At 44.5% G+C, this 22,539-nt stretch carries 17 protein-coding genes; 8 read left to right on the top strand and 9 right to left on the bottom strand.

All coding sequences use genetic code 11. From position 1 onward, the window contains the following. Window positions 1-83 precede the first annotated feature (83 nt). From AC6I7V_RS17305 to AC6I7V_RS17290, 4 genes are all read right to left on the bottom strand, one after another. Window positions 84-1,760: a flagellar assembly protein A gene (locus tag AC6I7V_RS17305; protein ID WP_498011709.1), complete on the bottom strand. Its 1,677-nt coding sequence runs from the start codon at window positions 1,758-1,760 to the stop codon at window positions 84-86. Between the two features lie 401 nt (window positions 1,761-2,161). Then, complete coding sequence (locus tag AC6I7V_RS17300; protein WP_498011708.1) at window positions 2,162-4,210, bottom strand: tRNA(Met) cytidine acetyltransferase TmcA; 2,049 nt, start codon at window positions 4,208-4,210, stop codon at window positions 2,162-2,164. Between the two features lie 87 nt (window positions 4,211-4,297). Next, window positions 4,298-5,272 carry a ParB/RepB/Spo0J family partition protein gene (locus AC6I7V_RS17295; protein ID WP_498011707.1) on the bottom strand — a complete coding sequence of 325 codons (975 nt, stop codon included), beginning with the start codon at window positions 5,270-5,272 and terminating at the stop codon, window positions 4,298-4,300. A 5-nt stretch (window positions 5,273-5,277) separates the two neighbouring features. Next, on the bottom strand, window positions 5,278-6,495 hold the full coding sequence (locus tag AC6I7V_RS17290) for a ParA family protein (protein ID WP_498011706.1): 1,218 nt from the start codon (window positions 6,493-6,495) through the stop codon (window positions 5,278-5,280). A 1,249-nt stretch (window positions 6,496-7,744) separates the two neighbouring features. Here AC6I7V_RS17290 and AC6I7V_RS17285 point away from each other — a divergent pair. Beyond that, window positions 7,745-9,718 (top strand): replication initiator protein RctB domain-containing protein, encoded by a 1,974-nt coding sequence (locus AC6I7V_RS17285; RefSeq protein ID WP_255232272.1) that lies wholly within the window; start codon window positions 7,745-7,747, stop codon window positions 9,716-9,718. A 382-nt stretch (window positions 9,719-10,100) separates the two neighbouring features. Here the strand turns inward: AC6I7V_RS17285 and AC6I7V_RS17280 are convergent, their stop codons facing one another. From AC6I7V_RS17280 to AC6I7V_RS17265, 4 genes are all read right to left on the bottom strand, one after another. Continuing rightward, window positions 10,101-10,577 (bottom strand): transcriptional regulator, encoded by a 477-nt coding sequence (locus tag AC6I7V_RS17280; protein ID WP_498011705.1) that lies wholly within the window; start codon window positions 10,575-10,577, stop codon window positions 10,101-10,103. Further along, window positions 10,574-11,506, bottom strand: a complete 933-nt coding sequence (locus tag AC6I7V_RS17275; RefSeq protein ID WP_498011704.1) for an ATP-binding cassette domain-containing protein — start codon at window positions 11,504-11,506, stop codon at window positions 10,574-10,576. The genes AC6I7V_RS17280 and AC6I7V_RS17275 overlap by 4 nt, the downstream gene beginning before the upstream one ends. 9 nt (window positions 11,507-11,515) lie before the next feature. After that, window positions 11,516-12,340, bottom strand: coding sequence for an ABC transporter ATP-binding protein (locus AC6I7V_RS17270; RefSeq protein ID WP_255232274.1), 825 nt, complete (start codon window positions 12,338-12,340; stop codon window positions 11,516-11,518). 143 nt (window positions 12,341-12,483) lie between these two features. Then, window positions 12,484-13,677 (bottom strand): ISL3 family transposase, encoded by a 1,194-nt coding sequence (locus tag AC6I7V_RS17265; RefSeq protein WP_255229689.1) that lies wholly within the window; start codon window positions 13,675-13,677, stop codon window positions 12,484-12,486. A 327-nt stretch (window positions 13,678-14,004) separates the two neighbouring features. On the opposite strand from AC6I7V_RS17265, the gene AC6I7V_RS17260 reads away from it, so the two are divergent. Both AC6I7V_RS17260 and ybiA read left to right on the top strand, forming a co-directional pair. Next, entirely contained in the window at window positions 14,005-14,202 is a 198-nt protein-coding gene (locus AC6I7V_RS17260; protein WP_261883300.1) for a PA3496 family putative envelope integrity protein, read from the top strand. A gap of 204 nt (window positions 14,203-14,406) precedes the next feature. Next, window positions 14,407-14,955, top strand: a complete 549-nt coding sequence (gene ybiA, locus AC6I7V_RS17255) for a riboflavin biosynthesis intermediates N-glycosidase (RefSeq protein ID WP_498011703.1) — start codon at window positions 14,407-14,409, stop codon at window positions 14,953-14,955. Between the two features lie 69 nt (window positions 14,956-15,024). Here the strand turns inward: ybiA and AC6I7V_RS17250 are convergent, their stop codons facing one another. Continuing rightward, window positions 15,025-15,783 (bottom strand): substrate-binding periplasmic protein, encoded by a 759-nt coding sequence (locus tag AC6I7V_RS17250; protein WP_255232277.1) that lies wholly within the window; start codon window positions 15,781-15,783, stop codon window positions 15,025-15,027. 86 nt (window positions 15,784-15,869) lie between these two features. On the opposite strand from AC6I7V_RS17250, the gene AC6I7V_RS17245 reads away from it, so the two are divergent. The 5 genes from AC6I7V_RS17245 to maiA all read left to right on the top strand — a co-directional run bounded on the left by AC6I7V_RS17245 (window position 15,870) and on the right by maiA (window position 22,527). Next, window positions 15,870-18,263 (top strand): response regulator, encoded by a 2,394-nt coding sequence (locus tag AC6I7V_RS17245; RefSeq protein WP_498011702.1) that lies wholly within the window; start codon window positions 15,870-15,872, stop codon window positions 18,261-18,263. 337 nt (window positions 18,264-18,600) lie between these two features. Next, window positions 18,601-19,674: a 4-hydroxyphenylpyruvate dioxygenase gene (gene hppD / locus AC6I7V_RS17240; RefSeq protein ID WP_498011701.1), complete on the top strand. Its 1,074-nt coding sequence runs from the start codon at window positions 18,601-18,603 to the stop codon at window positions 19,672-19,674. Beyond that, a complete protein-coding gene (locus tag AC6I7V_RS17235) occupies window positions 19,667-20,797 on the top strand; it encodes a homogentisate 1,2-dioxygenase (RefSeq protein ID WP_255232280.1) in 1,131 nt (376 codons plus the stop codon). Before hppD ends, AC6I7V_RS17235 begins: the two co-directional genes overlap by 8 nt. 9 nt (window positions 20,798-20,806) lie before the next feature. Further along, the gene (locus tag AC6I7V_RS17230; RefSeq protein WP_498011700.1) at window positions 20,807-21,844 is read left to right on the top strand and encodes a fumarylacetoacetate hydrolase family protein; all 1,038 of its coding nucleotides are present in this window, start codon (window positions 20,807-20,809) and stop codon (window positions 21,842-21,844) included. A 14-nt stretch (window positions 21,845-21,858) separates the two neighbouring features. Beyond that, a complete protein-coding gene (gene maiA / locus AC6I7V_RS17225; protein ID WP_498011699.1) occupies window positions 21,859-22,527 on the top strand; it encodes a maleylacetoacetate isomerase in 669 nt (222 codons plus the stop codon). Window positions 22,528-22,539 lie beyond the last annotated feature (12 nt).

The following is a 22,539-nucleotide window of genomic DNA, read 5'->3' as shown; positions in this document are numbered from 1 at the left end:
TTTTCAACCTAAATGTAAAAAGGAGCCATTGGCTCCTTTTTTTATTGTTATTGTTCTTTGATTAGAGGAAATGAATGACGCAACTACAACTGCTCGCCAATATCTTCTTTTTCCATCTTGAACGAACATTGAATCTCGTATTGGTTGAACGAGAACACACTGCCACCATGAGTACGCTTAGTCGTTACAGTTTCGTCTCCATATTGAATCGTCACACGGGTGTAGACTTTTTCGTGCGCCTCGACAGTACACTCTTCAAGTAGCGTATCAAATTCAGCTTCAAGACTATCAATCTGCTGTTTGGTAGATTCGAGCGATTGGCTGTTGCGCTCTTTCATCGATTCAATACGCTGCGCCTCTTCGTCCGTCCGCTCCGCTTTAGGTCGCTTTTTGAATTCCAACTCCTGACGAATCACATCCATTGTTTTCTCTTGAGCCGCTTTATAAACGTCTCTCAACTCCCCTATCTTCTGCTTATAGCTGTCATAGCGAGCAAAACAATGAACCTTGGTTGCAGTATCGCCCTCAACGCCAAGGAAGACACACTCGACCTTGCCACCGACTTTGGCTTCTCCGCCACTCAATGTGCCGTGCTTCTTCACTCCATCAACGATAATCAAGTCACGACCGCAGCGTATTTCATTACTCATGCTGTGTACTGTTAGCCTAATATCGGTACCAGCTTGCAGCTCTGAGTACTGGGCGTAGCTCGCTTCAATGGCTCCTTTGGTTAACACTTTACAGCTTTTGCACTCACCCTCCTTAACCGTGTGACCAATGATACCTTTGGCGACTTTAATATCACCTTGCGCTTGCACTTCAGCGGATTCAATAAATCCCCCTACCGTGACACTCCCTGTCGCCTTCACTACCATTCCAGGATCGATATTGCCTGAGACAAAAACATTCCCTTTAAACTTAATGTGCCCTGTCGCAACACTAACGTTATTTAGACATAGCGCCTCATCCACTTCAATGGTGCGCTCTTTGATGAGTGGCAACCCTGAACAGCTGGCGACCAGAAGATTTGGATCGTCTGAGGAGATTGTGGTTCCTTTACCGGGTTTAAGCAGGCTATCTTTACCAGGAAGCGGAGGAAGGAGTTTTCCTAAAACAGTAAAACCAGCAGTCCCTTTGGTTGCTGGCGTTCGCCTCATCACAGGATCATTTTCTCCAACTGTAATGGTTGCGCCCAAGTCTCGCATATCAATTTTTCCAGACTCTTTACTACGTGGCTTAAGGACTTGATGTGTAATGTCAGGGACGAGTGCTTCGAATTTGGCGTCTTTCCCTTTAATGGGTTGTTTGCCTTGAGCAACAGCCTGGGTAAACTTCTCTCCCGGTTTAAGTTTATTGCTCATCACTAGCACCTTTTTCAGCGCTAGCTTATTTATGCCTTTAGTCACATGAGCCTGAGCAAGTGCATGTACAATCTCAGCACCTCTTAGCCCTCTTCCGGCATAAGCACCAGTGACGGTAATACTGGCGAGCATCTCATCGTCAGACAACTCGACAACCATGCTTGCATTGCGTACTTCAGCAACAGCCACGCCTTCGTATGCTTCGCCTTTGCCCTCTTTTGCTGAATTGACAAAGCGAATGACTTCATCTTCTAAACAATAAAATTGACTCGCATCCAATTTATTCAATGATGCCGGAAACTCTTTTTGGTCAAAATTGCTGTCGACGACAAAACCAGATTGCAAACGAGCAATCACCTCTTTTCCATCATCAGACAATGTAACTATGTTGTCCCACATGCGACTGCCACTTCCTTAGCAAAACAGTATGATTTCAGTTTATAGAAGATACTATTTTGTGAACATATTCCTTATTCAATAACAAGGGATAAGTCACTTTACTGGGCATTTTCTCAGTAATGAGCTACTAAACATCAAGTAGCAACTTGTTGACTTAAAGCATTAAATTGTCCCGGACGAGATCGTCAAAACCCAATTATGTGCTGGCATACAGGATATTCTCCCTATTGTTCAACACATCCAATTTCAGTGTCGCTAGTACAATTTTCGAAAATTTCAAATGGCTAACAGAAGATAAGAGAACAATGAGTACACTTAGAGGAAGTGACTTTACAGTGTAAATTGAGTTGCCATTCACTTTACACTGTAAATCGGTAATTGAGGTGGTTTAAGTTGAGGCGCTATTTACACTGTAAACTGGAGAGCAGCAATCCAAGATCGCGACGAACGGCTGACTCAGTTTGCTTGCGACCGGCAAGATTGGCTAACTCACTGCACTCTGTCCAAGTTCTTTTCTGAACAACTTTCCAAAGCAGCAAATCACTCGTTCGGTCTAACTGCACTTTATCCAAGCTATAGATCAAATTCTCTAGCATGAAACCAATGCTATCAAAGCTGTTCCCACCATCTACGTAATAACCAAGCAAAGGATTAATATCCGCAACAACATTGGGGTGCGGTTGAGAGGATATCAGCGAGCGTACAATCGCTAGCTCAAGTGATCTGTATGTCGTGGATAGCAGATAGCGAAGGCTGGAATTAAAATAAAGATTTCCTTCTTCAACCCAATGACGACTTTGTTCGTTCAAAGCACGGCACATGAGTAATGAATGACAGCCACTTGATTGATCTCTTTGGTGCCCAAGATGCAAAGGGAAAAAATCATTACTCGTCCAGAAATCGACAAGCTCGCTGGTTGCGCCGAAGCTTGTTGCTATGTAATCGAAGTGACGGTTTGCTTCGACCAAGAGGCCAATCATTCTATGTCCTAATCCGCGCCCTTGGATATCAGGATGAACCGCAATTCTCATCACTCGAAGACTTTTTTGAGTCGCCGCTTTATCAAGACCTAAATGGTTGGCTAGCAGTGTTGGAGCAAGATGACCGCGAGGGCGACGCTTGCCAAGCTGAACATCTTGAATGAGTTCATGTGACAATCCGCCCTCTTCAGCCGTTAGAATGCACCCCAAGCAATCTTGGTCTGAAAACAGCGCATACAGCGACATTTGAGGGTTATCTAGAAGTTGAGTCAAGTCATTGGGCGACGTTTGATAATGAGCACTGACCAACAACCCAAAACAGTGAGCTAGAATTTTAGGATTGCTGAGTAACGTTTGTTTATCAAACTGATGCCAAGACAACCTATCAAGTTCAACATCCTTTGGTAGAGCCTCAATGTCAGAATCCAACAAGAACGTATCAAATAACCAACTTTCTAAAGGATCGTTCTCATTCCAACGTATTGGTTGTTCAAGTTTAAACGAGCGCCAATTAGGGCGATGCTCAGACAACCATTTTTCAAACTTGATACCAAAGCCGCGTCCACTGCCCTCATATCCGTGAACCGTGGTTGAGAAAACCATCCGATGATAGCTTTCAACCATACGCTTCAACATGGGTAACGGAATTGCTGCAGCTTCATCGACAAACAACAGGTCGCAAGCAGGCTGCGTTCTGAGTAATTCATCTGGAGCAACAAAGACAATTTTGCTTTGTTCATGAACGAGCGTATGTCGATTCTCCATTGAAGAGTTAGGAAGCAGTTTCTGCGCATGGTCAAACAAAGGCTGTATCGCTTTGACGTTAGGTGCAGTGACTAAAATCGTTACAGATTTTTTAGCCTGAATAATATTGGCCGATGCGATACCTAACGCGGAGCTTTTACCACGGCCACGGTCAGCGGTTAAAACAAGTGGGCGCTTGCGATGACCAAACATCACTTTTTCAATCGCTTCTATAGCGAGCTTTTGTTGCTCATACTTATCAAAACCATTTGGTGTGACAATCATTTCAGGTAGCGCTGGCATTTCAGAATCTTGTGACAGCGCACTTTGCGATAAACAGATCAGCTTATCCAACTGACGTGTCAGCCAAACTTGCGATAAAGTAGTTTCGTGGTTTGCTGGTGGGATGACAAATAACACCCCTCCCCCAACTAACGCACCTAACGCTGCGGTAAAACTATTGGCATCAAATCCAGAGCTAAAATCACAAATGAGTACTTGGCACTCTTGCCCCAATAATTGTTGGCCTTTATTAAAGGCGATATTTTTCGCGTTAGGTACACTCAGTCCACCCAAAACAAAAGCGATGGGACAGTCAAAATGAAACAGATAAGATTCAAGCTGTTGAGATTGCCATGCTTGATCGCCTTCAAGTAGAACACCATAGCGGTGGTTATTATTTAGGGCTACTGTGGAAAGTTGAGTTAAGAAAGGGAGAGTCGTCATAAATTGCGTCCAAATTCATCTAAACACAGTTTATCACAGGTAAAGAAAAAGCCGCATCAAGCGGCTTTTAATCGGTAAGTGAGGAGCTTAGTTCAGCTTAGATTGAACAAAAGAGAGAATTTCTTCCATAGTCGCATCATCAATCTTTTTAAGATTCAATGCGAGGTTCGAACCTTTACGGCTGTAAGAAGCACGACCTTTAACAAGCTCAACCTTTGGCGTCGCCTTTTTGTTTGGTACAGGAGCAAGTTCAGAAATCCAGTTTTCTAGTGTTTCTGTCACGTCTTTGGTTAGACGAGTAACACCTTGAGCCTCGCTACGCTGCCAAACAAAACCATCTGTCGCATCGCATTTGGCTAGTAAGTTTTTTTTCTGCTCTTCATTAAGAGCGCCAAATTGCTTGTGCAGTTTAACGATTGTTGGACGACCTAAATCGCTCACATTTGGGTATGCTTGTAACAGCTCCAACGGAAGTGATGCAGCCTTTAAAGCACCGCTCACCAGTGCTTCACTACACTGGAACATTTTCGCTAACGCTTTTTGATCTTCAGCTTCGCCTTTATCTAACTTCGCTTGCATCTCTTTACCTTTCTCATAAAGAGACAACGGTTTGTGTGCATTAGCCACATCAGAAAGGAACTTAGCATGTTCGCCGTTGATGTTATCGGCAACATAGATAAGAAACTCTTTGTTCGCAAGAATACAAGACATACGGCGACGGCTGCCGTCTAAAACCTCAATCTTGCCATCTTTGTTCTTACGACCAACGGCTGGATATTGTTGGCCACGCTCTTTCAGAGTAGTTAAAACGTCAGAAAGTGCATGTTCATTTAGGAAAGACTGCTCACGAGCGTTCTCTTCAAATACAACGGTCTGGGTTTCGACTTGCTCAGCAGGAATACGTACTAGCTCAAACGAAACCATCTGTTCGCCGGCAACTGCCAACTCGATAACTTGGGCCTGCTCTTTTGCTGCCGTTTGTGCTTCTTGAGGAGTCGCTACTCGGCGCTTATTCGCCTTACCAAATAGCTTCGCATTTAGATCAGATGTTTTAATTGCCATGTTGATTATCCCTGATTAAGTGAAGGCCAATTGCTATGTAATACTCGCTCTAGTTCAAGCGCACTCTTTTGAACAGCATCTTGAGCGACAGCAAGTGTCTTCTTACCACCTTCAAAATCACTGGTCGTCAAGTCAAAAACCGTGCTGTAAGTATCTGCACAAGTTTCGAATGCACGGCTACGAGGAATGGTTGCCATCATAACTTGGTCATTCAATAAGTAGTTCATCTCTGTTAATACAGAGACCTGCTTCTTATTGTCGTCTTCAAACATTGTTGGCATCAACCGAATGAACTCGAGCCCCTTCCAGTCGTCCGGGAACATTTCGTAAACGGTTGGCAGATGTTGGAAAAAGTTAACCGTTGATGCCCAGTCAAGACGTTTTGCAGCACATGGAATCAATAGTGCGTTAGATGCGTACATAGCATTCCATACTAGAGGGTCAACGTGAGGACCAGTATCAATCATGATCACATCGAAGTCGTCTGCGATTTTGTCAATCAACTTATCTTTTAATAGACGAACAATATCTAAAGACTGATCTTGAGACAGACTTTGCCAAGCTTCGGCATTGAACATTGCGTCTTCTGGGAATGCAGACACAGTCTTCAAATTTGGATATTGCGTAGGAAGTAAAACGTTCTTATGTAGGAACTCTGAGTCAACTTCTTGCCCTTCAGGAACGTTATCCAACATGATATCAACCGCTGAATAGATGCTGTCATGCTCTGTCCCACTAATTTGTGGGTTCAAAAACAGACGTAAAGAACCCTGTGGGTCAAGGTCGATCAGACAGATGCGGTAACGTTTGTCTAAATTAAGAGATAGACACGCCGCCAAATGCACTGCAGTCATTGATTTACCGGTGCCGCCCTTCTGGTTCTGAACGTTGATGATCCAAGGTTTATTATCTGCGTGTTTCTTACGTTCGTGGAACTTAGCAACACCCGCAGCATCCATTAGCATGTGTGCTTCGGTAAGAGAAATTGAGTAGTGGTTGGCGTTATTTTTTGTAAACTGATGACCTTCAGATTCAAGCTTTGTGATCGCTTCATCCAACTTACGACGAGTCAGACCAGAGCGTGTCTCCATCATCGCCTTAGACATTGGAGGAAAATGTTCATCACTTCGCTCCTCTAAGATGATCTCAATTCGGTCAGCCTGAACTTGTTGAGTCTGTTCGGCTAGCTGATAGAGCTTATCAATCGTTTGTTCTCTTTTCATTGCCAATTTCCGTTATGGTTAACTTAGTTAAGATTGTACAGCAAATAACAATAAATCCAACAAAAACATGAACATTCATTTATGAGTAAAATCACATAAAATTTATGGAATATACTGTTTTCTATGTTAGGAAATCAGATTAGATAGAAAAAATCCAGAATCAGATAGCTAAGGATTAGGTGTACATTTAAATTGTTACATTGTCACTAATTTACAATGTAAATGATAAATAGGTCGTTTTTCCTCGGAACGATTGAAATTCAAGCACAAACTACGGTGAATGTGATTTCTACTAAAGCGGTTTATAAGTAGTAAAAAATACAAGTACATTTGATTCGATCGACCATAGACAATTACGAATCAAAAACAAACTAAGACCAGGATGGCGGTATCTACACTTTAGAAACGTTTAAGAATCGGAACGATGATCAAGGTCCGTTCTTTTTCATGCTTTCGTAAAATTCCAGATTATGAAGCATGATCAAGGGGGATTAACCAAACATTGGATCACCATGAGTTGAATTTGCACAAGATCCATTTACGGAAAAATGATCAAGTGTATATAGCTCCGGAAGCATGAATTTTTAACGCTAAATTACGGAGGAATGTAGATAGACTGGGCTTTGAGCTCAAATGTCATGTTTCTACTCGATAAATCAATCGACACATAATTGAAATTAAAATCCCTTTGACTATCCTGATCATGCTTCCTGTAAGAATATCAAACCAGAATGAGGCCATTTCTTTATGCTTCGCGTGTGGAATACGTTTAAACATTCAACAATTATGTCTGAATCGCCTTGAAATAGACCTTTTCATGATCATCGTTCCAGTGAAGATACTCAAATTATCAACCACATTCGATATACTGCGTTTAAAGTTTGCCCGTCACTTGTGGATAAACTGTAGAGTGCTAATGATCATGCTTTCAGAGCTAGTATGATCATCGTTACATCTCTTTAGTGATCATTGTTCTGGCATTCACTGATCATGCTTTCAATGTTTCTTTGATCATGTTTTCAGGCTCTATATGATCATGCTTTCAAGCGGAAATTATTTTTACTCTTTAAATTCAATCGTTTACAGATTAATTTGTAGCTAGATCATTAGATCACTTAATCAATTAAGATCAGATTAATCAAAAAGATCAGTTATTTAAAAGATAATAAATTCTCTTTATTTATGATCATTTTTTCTTTATTCTTCAGGAACTATAGTGAAATTACGGCCAGTGTGATACGGATCAAAAATGAAACCAGATGAAAAATTACTGATTAAGGCGAGAAGCCACAAAGATGGTCATTTATTTGAGGTATCAGAAAGCGCAGTAGAATGGATAGATCAATACCAACATTTTAAAGGGGTGACCAAGAGTATTGTTGAACTCCTTAATCTTATATCCCTACGTGGCTTTAGCAGTAAAGATGGGTATGTATCCACAACGGAAATCATTGATGCGACAGATGGTCAAGTTACTCGTGCTGCTCTTCAGCAACGACTAAGAGCAGCCGTCAACATTGGTCTATTCAAGCAGATCCCTGTGCGTTTTGAAGAAGGCTTGGCCGGAAAGACCATGCTTCATCGCTTTGTTAATCCAAACCAATTAATTTCTGTACTGGGCGCTACAAGCTTAGTGACTGAAAGCGTTAAACAGAACGAAAAACAGAAACGTTCTAAAGCGTTGGCTCAAACAAAAGTGAATAAACGATTACTGAATGAACATGGCTTAAATACGCCACCAACCATGAAGGATGAAGCAGATCAGTTTATTGTCTCTCCAACGAATTGGGCCGGTATTATCGATCAAGCGTTAGCGCCACCACGTACTCGTAAAAGCTACCAAAAGTCGATGGTTTCGATCTCTGGAACACGCGCTGTGATCGAAACAAGATCATCAAAGAACATCATGACTGTTGATGATCTCATGACCCTTTTTGCCTTGTTTACACTGACCGTGCAGTACCATGATCACCATCAAGATGACTACCATCTTGATGCGAAATTAACACCAAACAAAACCCCGTTATACATTACCGATATTCTTTCTTTACGTGGTAAGAAGGATAGCGGCCCTGCTCGAGATTCGATTCGCGATAGCATTGATCGTATTGAATTCACTGATTTTCAATTACATGAGCTAACAGGCCGTTGGTTGAGTGAGAATATGCCTGAGGGCTTCAAAAGTGACCGATTCCGCTTTCTAGCGCGCACCATCACGGCATCAGAAGAAGCACCAACAGAAGGCGCTGACGGTGAAATCCGTATTAAACCGAATCTGTACATTCTTGTTTGGGAGCCCTCATTTTACGAAGAGCTGCTTACTCGAGACTATTTCTTCCTGTTTCCACCAGAGATCCTGAAACAGCATACCTTGGTATTCCAGCTCTACTCTTACTTCAGAAGCCGTATGGCACGCCGTCATTCAGATTGCATGTTGCTTAGTGAACTTAACCAAAAACTGGCGAGAAACATCGATTGGCGTCGTTTTTCAATGGACTTGATCCGAGAATTAAGAAAGTTGGGTGAAGTAAGCGATCAAAACGATACTTTCTTAGTCAATTTATGGGGTTACCATCTAACGATCACTTCAATGATCGAAAAAGACAAAACCGTCGACTACCAGGTTGATATTAAATGTAATGTTGAGGAAGTATTGCGTTATTCGCGTGCTCGTACCACCAATGCGGGCAAACGTAATATGGCGCCGACACTGCCAAACCCACTGCGTAACGAAATGGTTTCCAAACAGAAACTGGAAGAACTATCGGAGATAATCGATGGTGAGTTTGAGCCTATCCAGCGGAAAGCGCCGTCTCCACGAGGCAAATTGGGTCGTCGAGTGAAGCTGCGCAAACACTCTGTAGAGATCAATGCTGATGAAATTACCATTACTCTCTCCAAGTATACCTCTCCAGAGGCTCTAGAACGCAGTATAACGGCACTTTCAGCTATGACAGGACATTCACACGCCTCGATTAAAGAAGAGTGCTCAGAGCTCGTAGAGAAGCTTGATTGGTTAAGAGTCGCGGAAGAGGTTGTTCCGTACGAAACGTTAAGTCGCACGATTGAGTTGTACAACGATCGAGATACCAACAAACATTTATCGATCGAACGTTTGATCTCAGGTTTGGCTGTAAGACGCAAAGTGTGTAAACAGATCCATGAAGGGCATTTAGACGAAAACGTCTTTTTGGCACTTGATGAAATGGCTATCGGTCACTAGATTCGTGCTTGGCGAGGATTGAGAGTGTTTGGTCAAGGCTGAGTAAACAATGATGTTATGAATCGTTCAATGAAATTAATTGGGCGTTGATGGTAAATCCACCTAACGCTGACAATTCACTGACATTGGCCACGCAGCTACTGGTTACTATTTATCCCGAATAGACAACCTTTTGTCCTTTCTTATGATTAATAGATTGGCTCATATTTTGTTACATCATACTGAATAGATTTTTCGCGAGTTCCACTGGAGCTCGCTTTTTTTTGCTTAAGAATCAGTAGGTAAATTCCCGATCAACGAAATTGATCTTGTTTGATTATCGAAAGCATGATCAAGAGTGAGATTGAAACGCCTGTCAATTACCTTGATCATCTTTCCGCGATCAGTGAGGGTAGGGGGAATAACCGACGTGATCACGGTTATGAGGGTGGTGAGTCATGAACTTGATATGAGATTCGATCAATTTTTCCGACTCGCTTTGCCATCGTGGATCTTGTTGTTGGTTGGCAAATTCAAGCGCGAGCACGCACAAATGCTGCATACGTTTAGTGCACCAATCACGAAGCTCCGTTTCAGCTGCTGCGTTGATCGACACTGCCTGAAGTTTGCTGTAGGCAAACATCACAAACCGAAAAGCCTTCTCTGACTGGTCGGTAGTGGATTGCTTGTAGTGGGTATAGACCCGCAAACAACCATCAAGCCAACATGCAATGGCCTTGCTCTGCTTATCATCGATCAACGGCCCCCAGATCGCGTCTGGAGGCGTTAAGATCAGACTCTCAAGTTTATGTACTTGATCATGCTTTCGAGAACGATACCAATTTTCAACGCTCTCTAACCATGCGTCTAGTTCATTCATGCAACACTATCCCAATGTTTTACATAGTGATTTTCAGCAACTTGATTCACTTTATGCTGAATAATGCTACTTCGCTCGCGCACGAGGTCCGCATCTACCGAATAGTTTGGTTCATTTTTTACCAGTTCGCCAAATGGAAGATCGGGATCCGGTACGGCTGAGATCATCAGCTTGGTGTATGGATGTTGCGGGTTGGTGAGGATCGATTGAGTTGAGCCCCACTCGACGATCTGCCCTTTGTACATGACGGCGGTCTCTTCAGCGATGTAGTGAGCGGTAGCAAGATCATGAGTAATATAAAGAAAACCGATTCCGAGTTCTTTCTTCATTCGTTGCATGAGATTGAGTACACCCAAACGTATCGACACATCGAGCATTGAGGTTGGCTCGTCAGCCAAGATGACTTGTGCGCCTACACCTAATGCTCTCGCTAGGTTCACACGCTGTCTCTGCCCTCCACTGAGCTCATGCGGATACTTAGCTAAGGTTTCGATAGGAAGCTCAACCAGTTCTAATAACTCCTTGAGGCGGCTCTCAAGGGCTTGTTTAGAGCCGACCTGTTTATGAATCTTAAGTGGGCGAGTCAGATGATGTTCAATAGTATGGGTCGGATTGAGTGAGCCGAATGGGTCTTGAAATACCATCTGTACCTTGCTGCGGTAGTCGAGAACCTCTTTGCGGCTTTTGAGCGTAGAAATGTCCTGACCATTAAATAAAATCTCACCTTCAGTCGCGGGGTAGACCTTGGTCATCAATCTGGCACAGGTACTTTTTCCACAGCCTGATTCGCCCACCAGCGCTAGGGTTTTACCGGCATAGAGATCAAAGCTAACTCCGTGTAGCGCTCTAAAAATCTCTTCTTTACCCAATCCACCACCGACAGTGAACTCTTTAACGACGTTTTTAACTTGGATAATTGGCTGTTGCATCATGCTCTCCTAGCTCGCAATCGCGTGTGACTGTTGGTGAATATTTGGGAATGAACTCCACAGCTTTTGGGTATATTCATGCTGTGGGTGATTGCGGATCTCATGCGCGTCGTTGACCTCGACAATCTGGCCAAAACGCATAATGGCAATGCGGTCACATAACTGACTCATTAGCGCCAAGTCATGGGTGATGAAGAGGATAGAGAAGCCAAACTCTTCACGTAGTTGGTGTATCTGCTGCAAGATTTCTCGCTGCACTACAACGTCAAGCGCTGTAGTCGGTTCATCCATGATGATCAGCTTAGGGTTGAGTGCCAATGCGATGGCGATAACCAGGCGTTGTCTCATTCCGCCACTGAACTGATGGGGATATTCAGGAAGACGACTGCGTGGAATGTTCACCAAGTCTAAGAGCTTTTCGGCTCGGTCTTTAGCTTGCTCGTCGCTCATCCCTTTGTGGTGTCGAAGCACATCGGCGAACTGCTCTTGAATGGTTAGGACTGGATTGAGCGAGTTCATGGCACTTTGGAATACCATGGCAATCTCGCTCCATCGTAGAGTATTAAGCTGTGAGTCTGAGAGTTTTAGAAGATCTTGCCCATCAAACAAGATTTCTCCACCGGAAATAAACGCGGGCGGCTTGTGCAGACGGTTAATGGCAAAGGCGATGGTGCTTTTGCCGCAACCAGACTCACCGGCGAGGCCAAAAATTTCCCCTTTGCTAATATGAAAACTGACGGATTTCACCGCATTGAAGTCACCGTCATCGGTGATGTAGTCCACGCAGAGGTTTTTTACCTCTAGTAGTGGCGCAGATTTTATTTCCTTGGACATAGATATCGCTCGTTATGATATTGATAATAATTATCAATATCATGTTGTGCGTTTAGGAACAGTTTAGATCACAGAAACATTGAAGTGACTCGAAATTAATCTGTCGCTGTTTCAGGAAGTTTCAGGTGAGGAAAATTAGAGGTTCATCGCGGCTTTCCGGGGAAAGCCGCTTTTATCTTCAAGAAGAAGTAGTCAGTATCTCGATAACCATATCCCATTCGCTTGATTAGCTTTATCTTGTTGTTTATCCCTTCAAGCGTGCAGGTATTTAACGGATAACTTGCCGATGCGATAACCCCGTGAAGATATGGTCTGAGTTTTCGTGCGAACTCTTTTAATGGCTTGATCCCACTCTCTTGCACTTGTTCCCACCACGCGTCCCAGAGCCCCTTAGCGTGCCCTTCTGATTCACAATACCAAAGCTCTTTGAGTTGTGCTCCGAGTATATATGTGGTCATTAAGTCCTTATTGATATTCAATATTTCACTAAGATAGCTTTCTTGGCGTGTATTTAAGTTGCCTCTATTTTTCAGCAGTACCCAGCGTGAACGCTTCACCCATTGCCTCGCTTTTTTGTCTTGCTTAAGTTTGTTAGCTTGGTCGACTCTAACTCTATCCATCACCTCGCGACCGAACTTAGCGACAACATGGAATAAGTCGTAAACGATTTTTGCGTTCGGACAGTGCGCTTGAACTTCAAGATCGAAAGCCGTATTCATGTCCATCGCGACGGCTTCGATATTTATCCCATGCTCGCCTAATTGCTCGAAGAACGGTCGTATGTCTTTGCGGCTACGACCTAATCCTATCCAAATGACTTGGTGAGTTTTAGCATCAGCGATGACCGTGGCATATCGATGTCCTTTAAAGATGGCGAACTCGTCCATGACGAGTTGCCTTAGATCTTCCCATTTTATTGACGGTACAACTTGTCTAAGCCGGCGTTTATCTATCTCTTTAATTGTGTGCCAATGAACGCTCGTTAACTGGGAGATATGCTTAATAGGGAGAAGAGGTAATAGTTGTTCTATATAGCTTTTTAGGCGCTTCGTTATGCGAGCATAAGGCTCTAACCAAGATAGAGACTCTGTTTTTATGCCGCAGTCGCGACACTTAATCCTTCGAGTTTGAACGGAAAGTTCAACTGGAACACCGAGTAACATGGCATCCTTTACATGACGCCATTGATACTCATGGATAGCTTCGGCTTCAAGACCACAGAGGCATTTAGCTTCAGAGTTAGGTTTAAGAGTAAGGGTAATAAGTGTTGCTGTCTGGTGAGACTTTACTATTTGAAAGCCTTCCCAGAATGAAGATAGGAAAGTATGATTCGGCATGGAAACGGTAGTTTGTGTATGATTTTTGTTTGGCGACTAAACCATATCACTTACTACCGTTTTTGTTTTAAGTTCCCGCTAATCCGCGATGAACCAAATTAGAGGCTAGAGGGCGAAAAATGAGAGTTAGATCAACCCACACTTTTCATGGGTAATCTTTTAAATGTAATGGCATAAATTTGTCTTGGCAAAGTTTAAATGAGGTATTTATTAATTAGCTTTTTGAAGCGTTGTAACCATCACATTTCGGTACAGAAAATCTTAACAACGTAAATGGCATTTGCTACAGATTAGCTGTCCATTACATGGTGCTTTTCGGAGGAAAACATGTCCATTAATTCAATTAACCATGATGAAATGACGAACATTGCCAACAAGTGGGATGATGATGAAGAAGTATCATCACTAAAACCAGAGAAACAGATGAAATCGGCTGAAGCTCGCCGTCGTATAGAGGCTCTTAGAGAAATCAGAGAAAGCGGTCTGAGCCTCGAAGAAGCGAGAGAACTAGGTTTGATTCATTAATCTTTGATTGTTCCTTTTAGAGCGACTAAGCGTCGCTCTATCTGTATTCCCACTCTATTTACAGAGCGTTGTCCTTTCGGCTAATCAAACTCCATTCACAGACTTACACTTCACTTATACCCTCTATTTGACACCACTCGTACGCGGCACTAATTTTAAAGAAAAAGATAAGCGCTGAGATGCACTGTTGGTAAGGAATAGACGATGGCGAACTGCAAAGAGGTTCTGTTTTACGAGCCTGAAGATCCAAACGGTTACCTTTCAAATTTCGCGGCCTGTCCGATTCGTGTCGGCGATGATGTATGGGCGACCAGCGAGCATTATTACCAAGCAATGAAGTTTAACTGCGAGAAGCTCAGACAGCAGATTTACATGGCCAACTCTCCCGCTGAAGCTTTTGCATTGAGTCGCGATTTTGATGAGCACGTGCGTGAAGATTGGTATGAGATTCGCGTCGATGTAATGCGCTTTATTGTGACGGAGAAATTCAAACAGAATCCCTGTTTTGCTCTATTTCTTATAAACACCGGAGACTCTGTCATTAAGGAGCACTCGCACAAGGACAGCTTCTGGGGCGATGGGGGAGACGGTACAGGCCAAAATCATCTCGGTAAGATCTTGATGAGTGTTCGCAGTCAGCTAAACGATCAGCCTGTCTGCTTAAAGCCTTTACACACTTACGGACAGCGTGACTTCCTTTCAGTACCACTCCTGTTTTCACGCCCTAGAGAGAGTTTTAAAGTGCATCATTAAAAAAGTCCCAAGAAAAAGCCCCAAATTAGACTTGAGGCTGGCTTTGCTTTGGTTGATGTATTTGGCTAATTAAAGGTATTTACTAACGATATCATCAAGTTGCCCATTGTCTCTCATTTCTACCAAGCGCTGATTGATAAATGATTGCAGTTCAGGCTTCATTAGAGGGTCGAAGGCGAGGTGAATTGGGTAATCACTGATCACCGAGCCAAACCTTTGTAGCTGATAGTCATTGATATCGAGGTTTTGCTTGTTAAGGTTGTATTTGATGCGTGACTCCATCTCGACAAATACGGTATCGCCTGGAGTGCGGTTAAGAACACGGAAGGCTGCGGTATAGTCTTTTACTCGAATCTCATTCAGTTTGCCTTGAGCAATATAAGGGTCTAGGTTTGGGTATTCAAAGCCGAGTAAGAGTACCATAGCCTTGCCTTCTAAATCGTCGATGGTCTTGAACTCAAATGGCTTTTTCCCGCTACTCAGGAGTGAGTGCTTTACATTGTAAATCGGAATGTCTGACAGGTTCTCCGCTTGGATATTTCCCCAGCTGGGGCTGCCATAGGTTACCCAGTTATTGTTCTCGCGAGCTTCGAGCTTAGAGATCATGCGATTGAACGGGTAGGTATGATAGTTGATGTCGTAATTACTGTTTTGGAATACGGCTTCAACAATATCGGTGACTATGCCTTCGTGAGCACCCCCTTCCTTTTCTATCTGAAAAGGTTGAGCTTGACTCGCAATGATGTAGTAATGAAGTGGTTCTGATGAAATAGCGTAACCACTTGAAAATAAAGCTGCTATTGCAGTTGAAAGAAGATATTTTTTCATAACCTTCCCTGGTTATTTGTAGGACGACTACTATTATACTAGTTGAGTAATAGTAATTTACTAAACTTAAAAAACGGAATTTATTTATGGTGAAACAAGGAAAGCGCTATATAGGACTATCTCGTCAATTGATCGGGATAATCATCGCTATCAGCACTTTGTTCACTGTTATTGTGACAGGGCTCAGCCTATATGTTGAGTACCAAGATCGCGTTTCTTACATCAGTACCCAAATTGACCACGTAAAAACGGGTCACCTCCCTGGATTAACCTCAAGCCTGTGGGTGGAAGATCGTGACCAACTGCAAGTCCAGGCGGAGAGTGTCTTCCGGCTACCTACCGTCAGTTACCTGCTTATCGAAGATAGCAACCAAGCCGTGATCGAGTTAGGCCAGCCGATTATCGGAAGAGCGTATTCGAAAACTTGGGATATGGTTTATCAGATGGGGGGAAAAGATTATCTTCTCGCAAAACTGACGGTGCAGTCCGATCTCAATTTGATTTTGAATGACTTTGTTGATCGCGTCTTAGTTTTGGCTGTGTTTGAGGCAATCAAGGTGTTCCTACTTTCACTCGTCTGCCTGACGGTCGTTTATCGCCTTGTTGTTCGACGCTTGATGACAATTTCGGCCCAGATAGATGAACAGGACCAGAAAGTTGGACCGAAAAAGCTAGCACCGGTAGACCATGCTTGCTCTGATGAGATCACTACTCTCGAGTACAGTTATAACCAATCAGTAGAACGTATTCGCCAACAGTATGAAGAGTTAAAGCAAGCTAAAGAAGCCGCTGAAGTGGCCAACCAAAACAAAAGTGAATTCTTGGCAAACATGAGCCATGAGATACGTACACCGATGAATGGGATCATAGGCTTGTCATCCTTGTTGGTTGATATGGATATGCCCAAAGAGCAGAAAGAGTATGTGCGTATGCTCAACACATCGTCATTAACACTGTTGGATTTAATCAACGATATTCTAGACTACTCAAAAATTGAGGCGGGGCATCTCGACCTGCAAGCTGAACCCTTCCGGATTGCAAATATTATCGATGATGTAGAATCGACTTTCCGCATCAAAGCTGAACAGAAAGGCTTGAAGTTCCAATTGGTTACTGACCCGCGTATTCCAGCTGTGATCAAAGGTGATGGTACCCAACTTCGTCAGGTTCTGAACAACTTAGTGGGTAATGCTATTAAGTTCACAGAGCAGGGGCATGTCACTCTTTCTCTGTCTCTAGAACCATCGTTGAATGGCGCACCAAACAGAGACAAAGCGCGAATCAAGTTTGAAGTGAAGGATAGCGGCATAGGTATCGCGGAAGACAAGCAGCGCAGCATCTTTGAGAAGTTCCAACAAGCCGATGGCAGCACCACTCGTAACTACGGGGGCACCGGTCTCGGTCTCGCTATTTGTGAGAAAATAGTCACCCTGATGGACTCTAAGCTTGAGCTATACAGTATTGAAGGTAAGGGGAGTTCTTTCTATTTCTCTGCTGACTTTGATGTGTGCAGCGAAGTGACACAAGCACAGGTGGACATGAACAAGGTCTCGGTGCTTCTGGTGGACGACAGTCAACTTAATATGCGTATTACCTCAGCACAATTGAAGGCACTTGGTTGTCAGTCACAGAGCTGCGATGGTGCAGAAAAGGCCGTGGAGCTTGTTGCTAACTCGCTAGAGAAAAATATCCCGTATGATTTGATATTGATCGACAAAGTGATGCCATCAGTCGATGGTTTCCAATTGGCCGAGACTTTAACTCAACGATTTAAAGACCAGTGCCCACTACTCGTGATGATATCCGCTGACCCGCATCTTGAAGACGAACAGAGAGCGAAGCAGGTGGGGTATGTCGCATACATCGCACGCCCATATCAAGACAACCAACTTAAGTGGACAGTGAACCGTGTTCTCTCCAATCGAGACTCTGAGCAAGGTTTTACCTACTTTAACCGCGGTGAAGCCGCCTTTAACACTGTTGTAGCTGATAAAGCTGTCTTAACTGATAACGCTGTTGCAACTGAGTCATCGAAACCCGCAGCTGCGCCGCTGCCTCAGTTTGAAGGTAAAGCACTGGTGGTTGAAGATTCACGGGTGAATCAGCAAGTTGCCAAAATGATGATCAAAAAACTGGGTCTTGAAGTAGACATCGCAGAGAATGGCAAGATCGGCGTGGAGATGTATCAAAAAACTGATTACGAAATCGTGTTTATGGACTGTCAGATGCCTGTACTGGATGGGTTTGAAGCAACCAAAATGATTCGCGCCATAGAGGAAGGGTCTGAGCGGCATGTGCCGATTGTGGCTTTAACTGCCAACGTGGTTCAAAGAGATAAACACCTCTGTTTCGAAGCGGGTATGGATGAGTTTATCGCTAAGCCTGTTAATCAGCATAAGCTACAGACTGCAGCCGAGAAGTTTTTGACAGTATCGAAGAAATCGCCAGACAAGGATGGTGTCGAGCAGCAAATCATCTAACTGTTTATTCATTGTAAGCGGGCCATATAAGACAAGTTGTATGGCCCGTTTTATTTTCGCTTTATTTTATTGTCAGCGCGATACTGGATTTTGCAGATACGTCTCATGTAACAATTCATTCACACTTAGATTGCCGTGTAAACCCCACCTTTGCTCTTCAAGCGCTTGTTCGAGCTAGCTTTCAGCCTTCTCTTTTTTTTGTGTAACATTCTCTTTACATTCTTCGTGCTAGAGGGTGTTTTTGCTGATTTTGTTGAGGATTTTCAATCTCACGAGTTCTGTTCCAAGTTTAAGTTAAGCGCGTTCTGCGTGCTGCAATTTTCACAAGGAGAGAGACATGGTCGATAGCTACAACCCGTTAGGTACGGATGGTTTTGAATTCGTTGAGTACACAGCCGCTAATGATGAAGGGATAGAGCAACTTAAGGCGCTGTTTGTGTCACTGGGTTTTGCCGAGATTGCCAAGCACCGCTCAAAAGAGGCGTGGCTATATCGACAAGGGGACATCAGTTTTATCGTCAATGCGCAGCCTCATAGTCAAGCGGAGGAGTTTGCGAGAGTGCATGGCCCATCAGTCTGTGGCATGGCATTTCGTGTTCATGATGCCAATGTGGCGCTGAAACAAGCACTAGTCAAAGGTGGCGAAGAGTACATTACTAATATTGGCCCGATGGAGCTCAGTATCCCTGCGATATATGGCATCGGCGAGAGCCTGCTGTATTTTGTTGACCGCTATGGAAAGCAGAGTATCTACGACGTCGATTTCCGCTTCTATGATGATGCGGACCAAAGGCTAGCAGATGCCGATGTCGGTTTGTACGAGATAGACCATCTGACCCACAACGTGAAGCAGGGCAACATGGATTTATGGTCAGGTTTTTATGAGCGCATTGGTAACTTCAGAGAGATTCGCTACTTCGACATCGAGGGTAAACTCACTGGCCTTGTTAGCCGAGCTATGACCGCACCGTGTGGCAAAATCCGCATCCCAATCAATGAGTCTTCTGATGATAAGTCTCAGATTGAGGAGTTCATTCGCGAATACAACGGCGAAGGGATTCAACACATTGCACTGACTACTGACGACATCTATCAAACGGTTTCGACCCTGCGTGACCGAGGCATGGATTTTATGCCAACGCCTGACACCTATTATGAGAAAGTGGACCAGCGCGTTAAAGGCCATGGTGAAGATACCAATCGCCTACGTGATTTGCGTATCCTGATCGATGGCGCACCCACCAAAGATGGCATCTTGCTTCAGATCTTCACGCAAACCGTAATTGGGCCGGTGTTCTTCGAGATCATTCAACGCAAAGGTAACGAGGGCTTTGGTGAAGGTAACTTTAAAGCGCTGTTTGAATCGATTGAAGAGGATCAGATCCGACGCGGAGTATTGATCGATGAGTAAATGGATCCCTTTTCCTCATCGTGAGGGCACTTGCTCTAAGCAAGCGCACGCCGACTTTCCTAAGGAGGCGATTTATGAGCGCGAAGCTGGTCGAAGCGGCTTCTTTGGCCCCGCTGCACATTTCCATCATCAACACGCTCCCACGGGTTGGTCGCAATGGGAGGGGGATCTACGTCCTCGCGCGTTTGACTTTACTCGCGTTGAATCCGCTATTCAGGCGTCGCCTTGGCAGGTGCCACATTTGTTGCACAATGCGGACTGCAAGATTCGGGTTTGGAAAGTTGAAAAGAGTATGGAGCACCTAGTCCGTAATGCCGATGGTGATGAGCTGTTATTCATTCATCAAGGCAGCGCGCATCTCTATTGTGACTACGGACACTTAGAAGTGAGGGATGGTGACTACGTCATGATCCCGCGCTCCACCAGCTGGCGCTTAGAGCCAAATGAGCCGATGTTTATCCTGATGATTGAAAACACCGATGCTGCGTATACCTTGCCGGAGAAGGGCATGGTTGGCAATCATGCGGTGTTCGATCCTGCCGTGCTTGAGGTGCCTTCTATCGATGAAGCGTTTCAAGCTCAATACTCAGAAAACGAGACACAAGTTCATGTGAAGCGCCATGACCAGACTAGTGTCATCACCTATCCGTTTAATCCATTAGATGCGATTGGCTGGCATGGTGATCTGGCGGTTGTGAAGGTCAATTGGCGCGATATCCGACCTTTAATGTCACACCGTTATCACTTACCTCCATCTGCCCACACGACTTTTGTGGGGGCTGGATTTGTCGTGTGCACTTTTGTACCACGTCCGATAGAGAGTGACCCCGGTGCGCTGAAAGTGCCGTTTTACCATAACAATGACGATTATGACGAAGTGCTTTTCTATCATGCGGGGGACTTTTTCAGTCGTGACAACATCGAGGCTGGGATGGTGACGTTCCATCCTGCAGGCTTTTCGCATGGCCCACATCCTAAAGCCTTCAAAGCGGGATTAGAGCATAAGAAAACCTTTACCGATGAAGTGGCCGTCATGATTGATACGCGTCATGCTTTGTCGTTCGCTGATGAGCTTGATGCGGTAGAGAACAAACAGTATGTCTACAGTTGGCAAGAGAAGTAGGGAGCAAGGATGAAACTAGCAACAAAGAAAAATGGGACTCGCGACGGACTATTGATGGTCGTGAGTCGAGATCTCTCTCGATGTGTCCCTGCAACAGAGATTTTCCACGCTTTGCATCTCGCGCCGACGATGCAGACAGCCATGGATCATTGGCAACAGGTAGAATTACCACTGTCCGAATTGTATGAAGCACTCAACGATCAGGGCGTCGAACAGAGCGAACCTTTTGAGGCAATGGATTGTGAATCACCACTGCCGCGAGCCTACCAATGGGCGGATGGTAGCGCTTATGTCAACCATGTTGAATTGGTCAGAAAGGCGCGTGGTGCGGAGATGCCAGAGAGCTTTTGGAGCGATCCGTTGATGTATCAGGGTGGTTCCGACTCTTTCATTGGCCCTCGCGATGATATTGAATTTGCCAGTGATAAATGGGGGATAGACTTTGAAGGGGAAGTCGCCGTGATCACTGGTGATGTGCCGATGGGAGCAAATCGCGCGCAGGCAGAAGCGTCGATTCGCTTGTTAATGCTGGTGAACGATGTCTCCTTGCGAGGATTAATCCCAGCCGAACTAGCCCAGGGTTTTGGTTTTTTCCAATCAAAACCTTCATCTGCGTTCTCACCTGTAGCCGTTACCCCTGACGAGTTAGGTCAAGATTGGCATCAGAGCAAGGTGCATCTCCCTTTGATTTCGACCTATAACAATGAGCCGTTTGGTTGCCCCAATGCGGGGGTTGATATGACGTTTGATTTTGCGCAGCTGATTATGCACGCTTCAAAAACGCGTCCATTGTCGGCAGGCACCATCATAGGCTCTGGCACGGTGTCGAATAAACAAGGCACGGACCACGGCACGTCTATCCAAGAGGGCGGGGTTGGTTATTCATGTATCGCAGAGGTGCGCATGATTGAAACCATCCGCGATGGTCAACCTAAAACGCGCTTTATGACCTTTGGTGACTCGATCAAACTGGAGATGTTGAATAGGGAAGGGCAGTCGGTCTTCGGTGCTATTGATCAGCAAGTGATTAAGTATCAAGGCTCGTAAGTAGAGGGTAAGCGATGAGTGAAAGGATCAAGCTTTTCGGATATTGGCGATCATCGGCGGCTTATCGAGTCAGGATCTGTCTCAACCTAAAACAGCTTAGCTACCAGTCACAATCGATTCATCTGTTGCGTGAAGGCGGTGAGCAGCACAGTGCTGAATATCACCGCTTGAATGCCGCCGAGTTAGTGCCGGTGCTGGTGGACGGCGAAATTTGCCTCAACCAATCTTTAGCTATCATTCAATATCTGGATGACGAGTACCCCGCTAATTTGGTGATTCCGACGCAAACGCCGCTGCGCTATCAGGCATTGGCGTTAGCTCAAGACATCGCGATTGATGTTCATCCGCTTAACAATCTGCGCGTTCTGCAGTACTTGGAGCGAGAGCTTGGCTGTGAGCAATCAGCGAAGGTGAAATGGATGCACCACTGGATTGGGCAAGGGTTCTCGGCGCTTGAAGAGAAACTTGCAAAGCATAGAGTTGAGCATGGCTCGTGTCGCTTCAGTGTGACTGATACACCTTCGATTGCTGATATTTGTCTGGTGCCACAAGTGTATAATGCACAAAGGTTTGGAGTAGATATGTCACCTTATTCGCTGATTAATGCGATCGTTGCAGAGTGTAACCAACAGCAGGCCTTTGTTGATGCTCTGCCCGAGAACCAAGAAGACGCGGGCAGTTAATCTGAGGGATAA

Source organism: Vibrio sp. KUL70 (genome assembly GCF_059725515.1).
The sequence above is the reverse complement of the archived record's forward strand: the minus strand, read 5'-3'. Positions and strand labels throughout refer to the sequence as shown.

Bases quoted from the DNA above. Each gene is read 5' to 3' on its own strand.
- AC6I7V_RS17305 (WP_498011709.1), bottom strand. From the start codon at position 1,760: ATGTGGGACAACATAGTTACATTGTCTGATGATGGAAAAGAGGTGATT.
- AC6I7V_RS17300 (WP_498011708.1), bottom strand. From the start codon at position 4,210: ATGACGACTCTCCCTTTCTTAACTCAACTTTCCACAGTAGCCCTAAAT.
- AC6I7V_RS17295 (WP_498011707.1), bottom strand. From the start codon at position 5,272: ATGGCAATTAAAACATCTGATCTAAATGCGAAGCTATTTGGTAAGGCG.
- AC6I7V_RS17290 (WP_498011706.1), bottom strand. From the start codon at position 6,495: ATGAAAAGAGAACAAACGATTGATAAGCTCTATCAGCTAGCCGAACAG.
- AC6I7V_RS17285 (WP_255232272.1), top strand. From the start codon at position 7,745: ATGAAACCAGATGAAAAATTACTGATTAAGGCGAGAAGCCACAAAGAT.
- AC6I7V_RS17280 (WP_498011705.1), bottom strand. From the start codon at position 10,577: ATGAATGAACTAGACGCATGGTTAGAGAGCGTTGAAAATTGGTATCGT.
- AC6I7V_RS17275 (WP_498011704.1), bottom strand. From the start codon at position 11,506: ATGCAACAGCCAATTATCCAAGTTAAAAACGTCGTTAAAGAGTTCACT.
- AC6I7V_RS17270 (WP_255232274.1), bottom strand. From the start codon at position 12,340: ATGTCCAAGGAAATAAAATCTGCGCCACTACTAGAGGTAAAAAACCTC.
- AC6I7V_RS17265 (WP_255229689.1), bottom strand. From the start codon at position 13,677: ATGCCGAATCATACTTTCCTATCTTCATTCTGGGAAGGCTTTCAAATA.
- AC6I7V_RS17260 (WP_261883300.1), top strand. From the start codon at position 14,005: ATGTCCATTAATTCAATTAACCATGATGAAATGACGAACATTGCCAAC.
- ybiA (WP_498011703.1), top strand. From the start codon at position 14,407: ATGGCGAACTGCAAAGAGGTTCTGTTTTACGAGCCTGAAGATCCAAAC.
- AC6I7V_RS17250 (WP_255232277.1), bottom strand. From the start codon at position 15,783: ATGAAAAAATATCTTCTTTCAACTGCAATAGCAGCTTTATTTTCAAGT.
- AC6I7V_RS17245 (WP_498011702.1), top strand. From the start codon at position 15,870: ATGGTGAAACAAGGAAAGCGCTATATAGGACTATCTCGTCAATTGATC.
- hppD (WP_498011701.1), top strand. From the start codon at position 18,601: ATGGTCGATAGCTACAACCCGTTAGGTACGGATGGTTTTGAATTCGTT.
- AC6I7V_RS17235 (WP_255232280.1), top strand. From the start codon at position 19,667: ATGAGTAAATGGATCCCTTTTCCTCATCGTGAGGGCACTTGCTCTAAG.
- AC6I7V_RS17230 (WP_498011700.1), top strand. From the start codon at position 20,807: ATGAAACTAGCAACAAAGAAAAATGGGACTCGCGACGGACTATTGATG.
- maiA (WP_498011699.1), top strand. From the start codon at position 21,859: ATGAGTGAAAGGATCAAGCTTTTCGGATATTGGCGATCATCGGCGGCT.